Genomic DNA, 14,023 nt, shown 5'->3' on the forward strand with positions numbered 1-14,023 from the left:
GGGTTCGAATCCCGTACGGGTCACCACTTTTGGAGGATTAGCTCAGCTGGGAGAGCACCTGCCTTACAAGCAGGGGGTCGGCGGTTCGATCCCGTCATCCTCCACCATATAAACTATATGAATAATATTATCGCGGGGTGGAGCAGCACGGTAGCTCGTCGGGCTCATAACCCGAAGGTCGCAGGTTCAAATCCTGTCCCCGCAACCAAATGGTCCCGTGGTGTAGTGGTTAACATGCCTGCCTGTCACGCAGGAGATCGCCGGTTCGACCCCGGTCGGGACCGCCATTTTAATAAGGCTCGGTAGCTCAGTCGGTAGAGCAGAGGACTGAAAATCCTCGTGTCGGCGGTTCGATTCCGTCCCGAGCCACCATTTACTTTAATAAAATACGCCGGCTTAGCTCAATTGGTAGAGCAACTGACTTGTAATCAGTAGGTTGGGGGTTCAAGTCCTCTAGCCGGCACCATGTAAGTTTCGGAGGGGTAGCGAAGTGGCTAAACGCGGCGGACTGTAAATCCGCTCCTTCGGGTTCGGCAGTTCGAATCTGCCCCCCTCCACCATTTACATAGGGGCATAGTTTAAAGGTAGAACTGAGGTCTCCAAAACCTCCAGTGTGGGTTCGATTCCTACTGCCCCTGCCAAATATATTTACACAACATGGCGGTTGTGGCGAAGTGGTTAACGCACCGGATTGTGGCTCCGGCATTCGTGGGTTCGATTCCCATCAGTCGCCCCATTTTTATTTTAAAAATTATAAATAATCTAATGGATACTTACATATAATTAAGTAAGAATTCGATGGGCTATAGCCAAGCGGTAAGGCAACGGACTTTGACTCCGTCATGCGCTGGTTCGAATCCAGCTAGCCCAGCCATTTTTGCGGAAGTAGTTCAGTGGTAGAATACAACCTTGCCAAGGTTGGGGTCGCGGGTTCGAATCCCGTCTTCCGCTCCAGTAAAATTTTATATGGCGGCATAGCCAAGTGGTAAGGCAGAGGTCTGCAAAACCTTTATCACCGGTTCAAATCCGGTTGCCGCCTTTTCTTTTGTGCCGATGTGGCGGAATTGGCAGACGCGCACGACTCAAAATCGTGTTCCTTCGGGAGTGTCGGTTCGACCCCGACCATCGGTATCACGAACGGCGTAATAAAAAGACTCTACACCAAATGTGTAGAGTCTTTTTATATTTTCATCACACTACAAAATAAGCATAAATAGTGTGTTGGTGAAATGGTAGAATTTTTTTGCTAAATTATGTTATGTGCTTCTAAAATTCGTAATAAACGTAGGAATTCATGTATAATATAACTTGTCGAAAGAACAAAATGATAGTGATTTATATTATGTCTGTAATATGAATCAAAAATGAACTTTTTATATTTCTTTTAAAAATGTGTTGAACACACATGATATTTCATATTAATATTTTTATGTAGATTTAAAACGGGAAAGAGAGTGGAAAGTATGGGTCGTAAATGGAATAATATTAAAGATAAAAAAGCATCAAAAGATGCAAATACTAGCCGTATATACGCGAAATTTGGACGTGAAATTTATGTAGCGGCAAAACAAGGCGAGCCAGATCCGGAATCAAACCAAGCGCTTAGAGTTGTATTAGAACGTGCGAAAACATACAATGTTCCAAGAACAATTATCGATCGTGCAGTTGAAAAAGCAAAAGGTGGTTCAGAAGAAAATTATGACGAGCTTCGTTATGAAGGATTTGGACCAAATGGAGCTATGGTAATTGTAGATACACTTACAAACAACGTAAACCGTACTGCAGCAGATGTACGAGCTGCATTTAGCAAAAACGGTGGTAACATGGGTGTGAACGGTTCTGTAGCTTACATGTTTGATGCAACAGCTGTTATCGGCCTTGAAGGGAAAACATCAGATGAAGTTCTTGAGATTTTAATGGAAGCAGATGTAGATGCACGTGACATTCTTGAAGAAGAAGATGCTGTTATCGTGTATGCTGAACCAGATCAATTCCACGCAGTACAATCTGCTCTTAAAGATGCGGGTGTTGAAGAATTTACAGTTGCTGAATTAACAATGCTTGCACAAAATGATGTAACACTTCCTGAAGATGCACAAGCACAATTTGAAAAAATGGTTGATGCATTAGAAGATTTAGAAGATGTGCAACAAGTTTATCACAACGTAGACTTAGGAGAATAATACGATAAAAGCCCCTGTTCGTTTAACGAATAGGGGCTTTTTTAATAAAGGTATTTTATTGTAAACAGGGAATATGCTTATAGGGATATATGAAATATTCATTATTGCTAGGAGGCTTGACATGGAACATAAAACACCAAAACATATCGTTGCTGTAGCAGGCTATTTAACAAATGAAAAAGATGAAGTGTTATTAGCAAAGGTACACTGGCGAGCTGATACGTGGGAGTTGCCAGGAGGACAGGTAGAAGAGGGGGAAGCACTCGATCAAGCTGTTTGTAGGGAAATGCTTGAGGAAACGGGTTTAACTGTGAAGCCAATTGGAGTTACAGGCGTTTACTATAATGCTTCTATGCATATTTTAGCTGTCGTTTTTAAAGTGGCATATGTGAGCGGTGAAATAAAAATTCAACATGAAGAAATACAAGAGGCTAAATTTGTTGCTTTAAATGAAGAGAACATAGATGAGTATGTAACGCGTCCTCATATGAAATCCAGAACGCTTGATGCGATGAGAGCAAAACATTTTATTCCGTATGAAACGTGGGAAGTGCAGCCGTATAACCTAATAGGAAGATTGTAAAGAAAAGAGTAGCCGATTTGAGATACAGTCAAATCACTACTCTTTTTTGTATACTGTTTAAGAAAAAGGTCAAAATAATAGTAGTGTTAGTATTGATTTGGAGAACATTCGTTCTGTATAATGTATGATATATTATATACATTTAGATTACTAGATGCTTAAAAGTATATATATTTGTAGATGATATAATGAAAATAGAGCACTTTAATAGAGAAAGTATAATAGCCTTAAGGTGTAACCTGTTATGGGTTTAACATAATCTATATTCAATATTTCAGATGAATAGTAGATAAAAAAGGACTGTGATACAATACTTTTTTATCCTGCTATTCGCCGGGCAGCCAGATTGTTGAGGTCTGATTAAAGTTTCAATTTATACCTTACAATGATGTAAGGTACGTGTAAGAGAAATCGATGGGATATTTTTTTACAACAAGGTATTCTTAAAGTAAGAGTTATACGCTGTGTGGAAAAGAGGTGTTTAAGATGAAAGAACGAGTATTATCTAGGGTGAACTATCATCAAAAAGTTGCATTAAATCCAATGACTAAGTTTTTTTATAAAGCCATTATTTTATTATTATTGTTAAGTTTTACGTTATTATTCATTGGAAATGTAATGATCGAGCAAAGTGATATTAGTAAATTACATGTACCGGCTAAGTTAGAGGTGCCAGAATCATTAACACATGCATTTATTGCGACAGAAGATAAAAGGTTTTATCATCATAACGGTTTAGATTATATAGCGATTATTAGGGCGTCTGTTGAGAATATAAAAGCTGGTGGTGTTGTGCAAGGGGGTAGCACAATTACACAACAGTTATCAAAAAATGCTTTTTTAACGAATGAACGTACATTTTCTCGTAAGTGGAAAGAAATTTTTTATACGAAAAAAATTGAACGTACATTTACAAAGGATGAAATTTTAAAATTATATGTAAGTAATATTTATTACGGAGAAGGAGCATGGGGAATTGAAAAAGCAGCAAACCTTTACTTCGGTAAAAAGGTGAGCCAATTAACGTTGGCTGAAAGTGCAATGATGGCTGCTGTAGTAAAGGCACCCGCTTATTACTCACCTGCACAAAATTACGATAAAGCAGTTGAGAGACGAAACGTCGTTTTGAGATTAATGGAGAAAGAAGGCTATATCAATCATGATGAGTATATGCAAGCGGTTAGTGAGAAATTAGTCATTCGTCATGATATAAAAACAGAGCGGTCGATGTTAAATCATGCGCGCGAAAAAGCAGTAAGCTAAGGGAAGTTCCTACATAGGAGCTTCTTTTTTTTGAATAAATTGTGACAAATTGTGACACAATATCGTCACAATTGTTGTATTTTTGTAATTTATGTGAGCGTGTTCATTGCGTGACGTATGTAAGTATTGATATTATGTGTATTGTGTACAATGCTGTATACAGAATATGAATTTAAAGAGGAATGTATATGAAATCATCGAACAAACTCATGGCTCTTGGTATAGTTTTTTCCATTGCAGTATTGATTGTAATCGGGACGATTGCGTATAGCATCATAAATGACAAAAAAGATAAAGGGAATGAGATGTTTGCTTATTCCACACAACAATCTTTAGGGAAAGATGATGCACCAGTTAAGGTAGTTGAATTTGGAGACTTCAAATGTCCCGCTTGTCGTACTTGGGATGTAACAGTATTACCACGATTAAAAGAAGAGTATATCGACAAAGGTAAAGTGCAGTTATACTTTATTAATTTCCCATTTATCGGAAAAGACTCTGATTTAGGTGCAGCAGCTGGTGAAGCAATTTATAAACAAGATAAAGATTCGTTCTGGATTTTCTATGATGAGATTTATCAAAGTCAAAAGAAAGACACAGAAGAATGGATTACAGAAGAATTACTTCTTAACATTGTGAAAGAGAAGCTTCCGAAAGTTGATATAGCACAATTTAAGAAAGATTTACACAGTAAAGAAATAAAAGAAAAAGTACGTAAAGATTCAGATCGTGCTCAAAAATTAAAAGTTCAAGGTGCTCCTTCGGTATATGTGAATGGAAATCTTGCAAATCCTGATTTTGATAGTATGAAGGCGGCAATTGATAAAGAATTGAAAAAGTGATGAGTCCTCTCATCACTTTTTCGACTTTTTTCGATAAAATTCTTGCTTACACTTTTCTAACATGCTATACTACTTTACATAAGTTATTCCAATATCTTATATGTATTTCATATTTGCGGGTGTAGTTTAGTGGTAAAACAAGAGCCTTCCAAGCTCTGGTCGAGAGTTCGATTCTCTTCACCCGCTCCAAATTTTATTAAATGTTTTTCTATAAATTGTGATCAACGCAGTGTTTCGTTTCCGAGATAAACGAGGCATTGCGTTTTTTAATGTTTGGAAAACATTATTTTATGCGAAAATAGAAGTAAAGAATAGTATTCCAAAAGTGAATTGCTAACTAATATAGACGTTACATAAAGGGTGAATTCATCTGAGGAGGCATTAGGAATGGATTTTGAACAATTAAAACAAGATGTCATTGCGTATAGTAAAACGATTGGTATAGATAAAATAGGCTTTGCTAGTGCTTCACCATTTGAAGAATTAAAGCAGCGGTTAATCCAGCAGCAACAATTAAATTATCAATCTGGATTTGAAGAGCCTGATATAGAAAAGAGAACGAACCCACAGCTTCTATTACCTGGTGCAAAATCAATTATTGCGATTGCATTAGCGTATCCTTCAAAATTAAAAAATGCACCATTAAGTAAGCGTGGAGAACGCCGTGGGATTTTTTGTCGTGCTTCTTGGGGACAAGATTATCATCTAGTTTTACGAGATCGTTTGCAGAAATTAGAAGCATATTTAATCGAAAAACTTCCCGATATAGAAGTTAAGTCAATGGTTGATACGGGTGAATTAAGTGATCGAGCTGTTTCAGAGCGTGCTGGTATTGGATGGAGCGGTAAGAATTGCTCTATTATTACACCTGAATTTGGTTCGTATGTATATTTAGGAGAAATGATTACAAACGTTCCATTCCCACCAGATCAGCCGATAGAAGATCAATGCGGGAGCTGTACAAAGTGTATTGATATTTGTCCTACAGGTGCTTTAATACAAGGAGGACAGTTAGATTCGAAGAAATGTATTGCATTTTTAACACAGACGAAAGGATTCCTACCGGAAGAATATCGCGACAAAATAGGAAATCGTATTTATGGATGTGATACTTGTCAGACAGTTTGTCCGAAAAATAAAGGAATGGATTTTCATAATCATCCTGAGATGGAACCAGATCCTGAGTTAGTTAAGCCGTTATTAACACCGCTTTTAACAATTAGTAATCGTGATTTTAAAGAGAAATATGGAATTATGTCTGGTTCATGGAGAGGTAAAAAACCGTTGCAACGAAATGCGATTTTGGCACTTGCACATTTTAAAGAAGCGTCAGCAATTCCAGATTTAATAGGTGTTATGAAAGATGATCCAAGACCAGTGCTTCGCGGGACGGCAGCGTGGGCGCTTGGGAAAATTGGTGGAGACGGCGTGGGCGAAGCTATTGAAAAAGCGATGCAACGTGAGAAAGACGAAGAGGTTCTTCATGAAATGAATCGTGGACTTGAACTGTTAGCGCAGAAAAAAGAGTAGATAATATCTCCCTTTTTCATATTGTAATATGGGAGGGAGACGAAATGGTTGTAAAAATAAATATTGAAAAGCAAGTCCAACACTTTTTAGCATATGTAACAGAGAAACGAACAAATGTAGATGGTATTGCTGAAGATTTATTACAAATAGCAAAGAGAAAGAAACAATTATTTCAAAAGCGTAATGCAGAGATAGTAAAAGCAACTGCGGATGTTTCTTTTATGAGGCAATTCAATAATAGCAATCATCAAGAAATTGATTATCAAATACATTTTAAATATTTAATTAAGCATAAAGAATTATTTTATATTGAAGAGGAACAATTAAAACGAAGAGTTTGTTTAAATAATAGCCAGGTAATAGGTGATTATGCTATTGAAGTGCCAGAAGCAGTTGAAATGAGTGAGACATTAGAAAGGGAAGTTACAAAAGAGAAGTACGGTTCCTATCAGTACAACCGTTTAGAGGCAGTTAAATATGCAGAGCGTTGGTGGGATGATCGAAACCCTGCATATCGTAATTTCCCTGATAATTGTACGAATTTTATTTCTCAATGTCTTCATACTGGAGAAGTACCAATGAATGGATACCCTAATATTCGTAAAGGATGGTGGCAAAGGGAGAATCAATGGAGTTGGAGCTGGGCTGTCGCGCACTCTTTTTATTGGTATTTGTCAGGTGCTACAACAGGGCTTCGAGCAGAAGCAGTAGAAAGACCAGAGGACCTTATTCTTGGTGATGTTATCGCTTATGATTTCGAGGATGATAGTAGATGGAATCATACGACGATTGTAGTAGCAAAAGACGCAGATGGTATGCCACTTGTAAATGCACATTCAGCGAATAGCCGTCGGCGTTATTGGAACTATGAAGATTCTAGTAAATATACACCACAAATGAAATATAAATTCTTTCATATTATTAATGGGTAGAGATTTTTCGCTCAAGTGGTATAATACGTAGTAGACAAAAAACAGAGGTGAATATCGCGTGGGAGTACATGTTGTTTTATATCAACCAGAAATTCCAGCAAATACAGGGAATATTGCTCGTACTTGTGCAGCAACTGGAACAGAATTACATTTGATTAGACCGCTTGGATTTTCAACGGATGATAAAATGTTAAAGCGTGCAGGATTAGATTATTGGCAGCACGTGAAAATTACGTATTATGATTCAATTGAAGAGTTTTATGAGAAAAATAAAGACGGTGAATTCTTCTATTTAACAAAGTATGGCGAGAAAGCTCATACAGCGTTTGATTATAGCAAACGTGAGAAGGATTACTATTTTGTATTTGGAAGAGAAACGAACGGCTTACCAGCTAATGTAATCGAAGAAAATTTCGATCATTGTTTACGTATTCCAATGACTGATAAAGTGCGTTCATTAAATTTATCTAATACAGCAGCTATTTTAATTTATGAAGCATTCCGTCAACAAAATTATCCAGGATTAGATTTAGAAATTGTTTATTAAAAGTCGCCATATGGCGACTTTTTTTCTAAAAATAAAAATAATATGTAATCATACATTTAAAAAAGGGTACATATTCATATAAAATGGGATATATGAATAAAAATAGATCAGACGGGTTGAGATAAATATGAAGGAACAATATAGTAATCAAAATACCTTTTTAAGTATGATAGATATGGATTTAATAAGAAGAGGATTATTACATGCTATTCAAGATTTAGTATTTATTGTGAAAGTTATTGATGATGAAACATTTAAATATATTTATGTAAATAAATTAGGTATGGATTATGCGAAGCTAAGTGAAGAATGTTATGGAAAAACTTTTGCAGAAGTATTACCGGAAGATACGGCGGAAATATTGCAAGTGCAATATGCAAAAGTAGCGAGCGAAGCGAAAGCACATACTTTTTGTGATGTAGTTAGTTTACCAAAGGGTGAGCTACATTATGAATCTTCACTGAATCCTGTATTTGACGAAGAAGGAGTATGTCAGTTTATTATTTGTATTACAAGGGATATTACAGCTCAAATAGAGGAGAAGATGGAGATAGAGGAAAAACAAATGCTGTTTAAGTCATTACTAGAATATAATAATGACTCCATCATATCTATAGATTCTATAGGAAGAATTACATATGCAAATCCAGCAACGTATGAAATATTTGGATACCGATTTGAAGAATTAAATAATAAGTTTATTTTTGAATTTATTAATAAAGAATATGAAAAAGATTTTCAAATTATATTTAAAGAAGCCATGCAAGGAAGAGCAAAGCAAATTGTTTCAAAGAAATATGTTCATAAAGAAGGGTACGAGCTCTATATTTCCTTGAGAACTATCCCGATTATTGTAAATGGTGAAATTGTTGGAGTATATATTGTTACAAGGGATGTTACAAAGCAAGTATTAAATGAAATGAGAACGGAATATTTAGCTTATTATGATCAGCTAACAGGATTAATGAATAGAATTTCATGTACAAATAAGTTAAATGATTTTTTAAATGAGAAGGTAGCTTTTGCGTTTATCTTTATAGATTTAGATGAATTTCACCTTATTAATGATACGTTTGGTCATAAAGAAGGAGATAAAGTGTTACAAAAAGTTACAGAATGTTTAAGCAGTTTTCAAATACCCGATATGCACTTATTTAGAGAACACGATGATCAATTTGTTATGTTAATAGAAAATATAACGAAAGAACGTGTAGAAGTATTTGCAAAAAGCATACAAAAAAAGATTAGTGAACATTTTGTAATCGAAGAAGAGGACGTGTATTTAAGTGCGTCAATTGGAATTGTAATGGCCCCAACAGATGGAGAAGATGAAAAAATATTATTTCAAAGAGTTGATGCTGCTTTGGAAAAAGCAAAAGAAAAAGGAAAAGGGCATTATCATTTTTATGGCAATGGATTAGATTGTGAGCGTGAAAAAAGATTTATAATAGAAAACCAATTACATCGTGCTATAGAAAAAAATGAATTCTTCTTATATTATCAGCCGCAAATGAATATTGAAACGAAAAAAATAGCTAGTATGGAGGCTTTAATAAGGTGGGAGAATAAAGAATTAGGATTTGTCTCTCCCAATCAATTTATTCCGCTAGCAGAAAGAACAGGATTTATTATTAAGCTTGATGAATGGGTAATAAATGAAGTGTGTCGGCAAATACGTGAATGGTTAAATAAAGGATATGAAGTTGTCCCGATTGCAGTTAATATTTCAGCCAGACATTTTCGCTCTATTACATTAATAGAGATGATTACAAGAGCTTTACATAAGTACAATGTACCAGCTCATTTATTAGCGATAGAGATTACAGAAGGAGCACTTATACATAAAGATATATCGAAAAGAGTATTGCTACAATTAAAAGAACAAAATTTAAAGATTCATTTAGATGATTTTGGGACAGGGTATTCATCTTTAAGTTATTTAAAAACGTATCCAATTGATACTTTGAAGATTGATCGTTCTTTTATGGAAGGTATACATGTAGATGAACGAGATACGAATATTACGGCTGCAATTATTCATTTAGCTCATACGTTGGAATTGAATGTAATTGCAGAAGGGGTAGAAAAAGCGGAACAAATACAATTTTTGAAGGAAAAGAATGTGAAGTTTGTACAAGGTTATTATTATAGCCGCCCTTTATCAAAATATGATGTGGAAAATGTGTATTATAAATAATTGATAAAAAGTGATGTGCTAAGAAGCACATCACTTTTTATGTGTACCGGGTTTATCATTGTAACCAGATGTAAAAATAGCTGTAAGAAATGTGAGTGATACACCTAAAATTAATAATAATTTCATACTAATATCCCTCCTGTTTTTTCAGTTTACGAATCTGAAATATGAATCGAAATGTATGTAAGGTTCTCAGAAGAAAAGAATTTATTTAAAATGAATAGCGGTGTAAAAACTTTAATACCTATATTATACAGAATTTTCTTTGAATTTTGGAGAGAATTTTATAGCACTACTGTATATTTCATTTTGATTTAAAGAATGTTTGAGGACATCCTAGCATACCTTTTATAATAATCCGATTGAACAAGGAGATGGGGGAGGAGCTATAATGGATATTCTAAAAAAAATTGAACAGCATCGAGAAGCAGAAGAACGCTTACAATGGGAAGGTACGTTTGCGGAGTATTTGGAGCTTGTGAAGGAAAGACCATGGGTGGCTCAAACAGCACACTCTCGCATTTACAATATGATAAAAGATGCTGGAATTGAAGAAGTAGATGGTAGAAGAAAGTATAACTTCTTTAGTAATCAGCTATTTGGTTTAGAGGATGCTTTAGAACGTCTTGTAGAGGAATATTTTCATCCGTCTGCAAAACGATTAGATGTTAGAAAACGTATTTTATTATTAATGGGCCCTGTTAGTGGAGGGAAATCAACATTAGTTACGATGTTGAAACGAGGATTAGAAACATATTCAAGAACAGATCGCGGAGCAATTTTTGCAATTAAAGGATGCCCAATGCATGAAGATCCACTTCATTTAATTCCGCATCATTTACGAGATGATTTCTTTGATGAGTATGGAGTAAGAATTGAAGGGAATTTATCACCACTAAATGTGATGCGTTTAGAACAAGAATATGGTTCAAGAATTGAGGATGTAGTTGTAGAGCGTATTTTCTTCTCGGAAGATCGCCGTACAGGGATTGGTACGTTTAGCCCGTCTGATCCTAAATCACAAGATATTGCCGATTTAACAGGTAGTTTGGACTTTTCAACAATCGCAGAATATGGTTCAGAATCAGATCCACGAGCGTATCGATTCGATGGAGAATTAAATAAGGCAAACCGTGGGATGATGGAGTTCCAAGAGATGTTAAAATGTGACGAGAAATTTTTGTGGCATTTATTATCGCTTACGCAAGAAGGGAATTTCAAAGCAGGAAGATTTGCGCTTATTTCAGCAGATGAATTAATCGTAGCGCATACGAACGAAACGGAGTATCGTTCTTTCATAGCAAATAAGAAAAATGAAGCATTACATTCGCGTATTATCGTAATGCCGGTCCCATACAATTTACGGGTTAGTGAGGAAGAACATATTTATGAAAAAATGATTCGTGAAAGTGACGTGTCCGATGTGCACATTGCACCGCATACACTTCGGGTTGCAGCAATGTTTACGATTTTAACTAGATTAAAAGATCCGAAGCGTCCAGATATTGATTTAATTAAAAAGATGCGTTTGTATGATGGAGAAACGGTAGAAGGTTATAATGCGATTGATGTAGAGGAGTTGCAACGCGAATATCAAGATGAGGGTATGAAAGGTATTGATCCTCGTTACGTTATTAACCGCATTTCTTCTACAATTATTCGAAAAGAGGTACCATCTATTAACGCACTAGATGTGCTTAGGTCGTTAAAAGATGGATTGGATCAGCATCCATCGATTAGTAATGAAGACCGGGAGCGTTATATGAATTTCATCTCATTAGCGAGAAAAGAATACGATGAAATTGCTAAAAAAGAAGTACAAAAAGCATTTGTTTATTCGTACGAAGAATCCGCTAAGACACTTATGGATAATTACTTAGATAATGTTGAAGCGTACTGCAATAAGTCGAAATTACGTGATCCGTTAACAGGTGAAGAAATGAGCCCGGATGAAAAGTTAATGCGCTCAATTGAAGAGCAAATTGGAATCTCAGAAAATGCTAAAAAAGCATTCCGAGAAGAAATATTAATTCGCATCTCTGCTTATGCACGTAAAGGAAAACGCTTCGATTATAATTCGCACGAACGTCTTCGTGAAGCAATTCAGAAGAAGCTATTTGCTGATTTAAAAGATATAGTGAAAATTACAACATCAACGAAAACACCGGATGAAAATCAGCTTAAGAAAATCAATGATGTTGTTGCACGCTTAATTGATGAGCATGGCTATAATTCTTCTTCAGCAAATGAATTATTACGCTATGTAGGTAGCCTGCTAAACCGATAGTTTGATAACAAAACGCTGTCTCTTGTATTTTGCGGGACAGCGTTTTATTATCCGTTCATATGTGTAAAGTGTCATACCTTGTCCAAATGTAATAAATTAAGATGCAATTTCATGAATTTATTGTCAATTATTTTTACAATATGCATATGATAGAGTAACCAACCATTCATAGGAAAAAAGCCAACACAATACAATATGTTGCAAAGTGTAAATGTGTGCAACTATGCATTGTGTTTCTTTCTTATCAACGGCTGAATGTTTCTTTCTAGTATGTGAGTGGAAAAATTTTGTTTAGGATGCTCGGAGTATTATATGAAAAACGTTATATATGTTTATGGGATGATTTTTGATGGGCAGTTACCTTTCATTCTAGCTTGCACAGTATAAAACAAAATTTCTAGCTTGCTGTTCATATAGGAAGACAATTACAGTAAGGAGGGAAAGAAATGGGTGAAGAAAACCAACCAAATTATACGATCTCACAGGAAAACTGGTCCCTCCATCGCAAAGGATATGACGACCAACAACGCCATCAAGAGAAAGTACAAGAGGCAATTAAGAATAATTTACCCGATCTTGTAACAGAAGAAAGCATTGTTATGTCTAATGGTAAGGATGTTGTAAAAATACCAATTCGTTCTTTAGATGAATATAAGATTAGGTACAATTATGATAAAAACAAACACGTTGGGCAAGGAAATGGTGACAGCAAAGTTGGTGATGTCGTTGCGAGAGATGGATCAGGTGGTCAAAAGCAAAAAGGACCAGGAAAAGGGCAAGGAGCAGGGGATGCGGCTGGAGAAGATTATTATGAAGCTGAAGTCTCTATTTTGGAATTAGAGCAAGCATTTTTCAAAGAGTTAGAGCTGCCTAATTTAAAGAGAAAAGAAATGGATGAAAACAGGATTGAACATGTTGAATTTAATGATATTAGAAAAACGGGATTATGGGGCAACATCGATAAGAAAAGAACGATGATATCCGCATATAAACGAAATGCGATGCGTGGTAAAGCATCTTTCCATCCAATTCATCAAGAAGATTTAAAGTTCCGCACTTGGAATGAAGTATTAAAGCCAGATTCAAAAGCTGTTGTATTAGCGATGATGGATACGAGTGGATCGATGGGCATATGGGAGAAATATATGGCACGTAGTTTCTTTTTCTGGATGACGAGATTTCTACGTACAAAGTATGAAACAGTAGATATTGAATTTATTGCCCATCATACGGAGGCAAAAGTAGTTCCAGAAGAAGAGTTTTTCTCAAAAGGAGAAAGTGGCGGAACAATTTGTTCTTCTGTATACAAAAAAGCACTTGAGCTAATTGATAATAAATATTCACCAGACCGCTATAATATTTATCCATTCCATTTTTCAGACGGTGATAATTTAACATCAGATAATGCTAGATGTGTAAAACTTGTTGAAGAATTAATGAAGAAGTGTAATATGTTTGGATATGGGGAAGTGAACCAGTACAACCGCCATAGTACACTTATGTCAGCCTATAAAAATATTAAAGATGAGAATTTCAGATATTATATTTTAAAGCAAAAAGCAGATGTATTTCATGCGATGAAGAGCTTCTTTAGAGAAGAATCAGGAGAGAAAATGGCATAACCCCTTAAAAAAGGGGTTATTTTTTTGTAAACTTTTT

Annotated in this window: 10 protein-coding genes and 13 tRNA genes; all 23 read left to right on the forward strand. The window is 35.6% G+C overall.

Annotated elements, in window-relative coordinates:
* Nucleotides 1–31: 31 nt before the first annotated feature.
* A tRNA-Val gene (locus MR147_RS19715) sits at nt 32–107 on the forward strand.
* A 24-nt stretch (nt 108–131) separates the two neighbouring features.
* Nucleotides 132–208 (forward strand) — tRNA-Met (locus MR147_RS19720).
* Between the two features lie 3 nt (nt 209–211).
* Nucleotides 212–287: transfer RNA gene (locus tag MR147_RS19725), tRNA-Asp, on the forward strand.
* 9 nt (nt 288–296) lie between these two features.
* A tRNA-Phe gene (locus tag MR147_RS19730) sits at nt 297–372 on the forward strand.
* Between the two features lie 18 nt (nt 373–390).
* Nucleotides 391–466, forward strand: a tRNA-Thr gene (locus MR147_RS19735).
* Between the two features lie 10 nt (nt 467–476).
* Nucleotides 477–560: transfer RNA gene (locus MR147_RS19740), tRNA-Tyr, on the forward strand.
* A gap of 7 nt (nt 561–567) precedes the next feature.
* Nucleotides 568–641, forward strand: a tRNA-Trp gene (locus MR147_RS19745).
* A gap of 19 nt (nt 642–660) precedes the next feature.
* Nucleotides 661–736 (forward strand) — tRNA-His (locus tag MR147_RS19750).
* Nucleotides 737–799: 63 nt separating this feature from the next.
* Nucleotides 800–874 (forward strand) — tRNA-Gln (locus MR147_RS19755).
* 5 nt (nt 875–879) lie between these two features.
* Nucleotides 880–954, forward strand: a tRNA-Gly gene (locus MR147_RS19760).
* 14 nt (nt 955–968) lie between these two features.
* Nucleotides 969–1,039 (forward strand) — tRNA-Cys (locus tag MR147_RS19765).
* 10 nt (nt 1,040–1,049) lie between these two features.
* A tRNA-Leu gene (locus MR147_RS19770) sits at nt 1,050–1,131 on the forward strand.
* 332 nt (nt 1,132–1,463) lie between these two features.
* On the forward strand, nt 1,464–2,183 hold the full coding sequence (locus MR147_RS19775; protein WP_000532946.1) for a YebC/PmpR family DNA-binding transcriptional regulator: 720 nt from the start codon (nt 1,464–1,466) through the stop codon (nt 2,181–2,183).
* 121 nt (nt 2,184–2,304) lie between these two features.
* Nucleotides 2,305–2,766, forward strand: coding sequence for an NUDIX hydrolase (locus tag MR147_RS19780; protein WP_074608259.1), 462 nt, complete (start codon nt 2,305–2,307; stop codon nt 2,764–2,766).
* Nucleotides 2,767–3,252: 486 nt separating this feature from the next.
* Entirely contained in the window at nt 3,253–4,029 is a 777-nt protein-coding gene (locus MR147_RS19785; protein ID WP_000664707.1) for a transglycosylase domain-containing protein, read from the forward strand.
* Between the two features lie 188 nt (nt 4,030–4,217).
* Complete coding sequence (locus tag MR147_RS19790) at nt 4,218–4,871, forward strand: DsbA family protein (RefSeq protein WP_000842719.1); 654 nt, start codon at nt 4,218–4,220, stop codon at nt 4,869–4,871.
* A gap of 115 nt (nt 4,872–4,986) precedes the next feature.
* A tRNA-Gly gene (locus MR147_RS19795) sits at nt 4,987–5,060 on the forward strand.
* A gap of 198 nt (nt 5,061–5,258) precedes the next feature.
* Complete coding sequence (queG, locus tag MR147_RS19800) at nt 5,259–6,401, forward strand: tRNA epoxyqueuosine(34) reductase QueG (protein WP_000345218.1); 1,143 nt, start codon at nt 5,259–5,261, stop codon at nt 6,399–6,401.
* Between the two features lie 44 nt (nt 6,402–6,445).
* Complete coding sequence (locus MR147_RS19805; protein WP_074608261.1) at nt 6,446–7,333, forward strand: amidase domain-containing protein; 888 nt, start codon at nt 6,446–6,448, stop codon at nt 7,331–7,333.
* Nucleotides 7,334–7,391: 58 nt separating this feature from the next.
* On the forward strand, nt 7,392–7,880 hold the full coding sequence (gene trmL / locus MR147_RS19810; RefSeq protein WP_000538147.1) for a tRNA (uridine(34)/cytosine(34)/5-carboxymethylaminomethyluridine(34)-2'-O)-methyltransferase TrmL: 489 nt from the start codon (nt 7,392–7,394) through the stop codon (nt 7,878–7,880).
* 127 nt (nt 7,881–8,007) lie between these two features.
* Nucleotides 8,008–10,077: a sensor domain-containing protein gene (locus MR147_RS19815; protein WP_074608263.1), complete on the forward strand. Its 2,070-nt coding sequence runs from the start codon at nt 8,008–8,010 to the stop codon at nt 10,075–10,077.
* Between the two features lie 391 nt (nt 10,078–10,468).
* Nucleotides 10,469–12,364: a PrkA family serine protein kinase gene (locus MR147_RS19820; protein ID WP_000353280.1), complete on the forward strand. Its 1,896-nt coding sequence runs from the start codon at nt 10,469–10,471 to the stop codon at nt 12,362–12,364.
* A gap of 446 nt (nt 12,365–12,810) precedes the next feature.
* Nucleotides 12,811–13,986, forward strand: coding sequence for a sporulation protein YhbH (gene yhbH / locus MR147_RS19825; RefSeq protein ID WP_000503513.1), 1,176 nt, complete (start codon nt 12,811–12,813; stop codon nt 13,984–13,986).
* Nucleotides 13,987–14,023 lie beyond the last annotated feature (37 nt).

The sequence above is a fragment of the Bacillus cereus group sp. BfR-BA-01350 genome, from assembly GCF_022663775.1.
In the GTDB taxonomy this organism is placed as follows: domain Bacteria; phylum Bacillota; class Bacilli; order Bacillales; family Bacillaceae_G; genus Bacillus_A; species Bacillus_A paranthracis.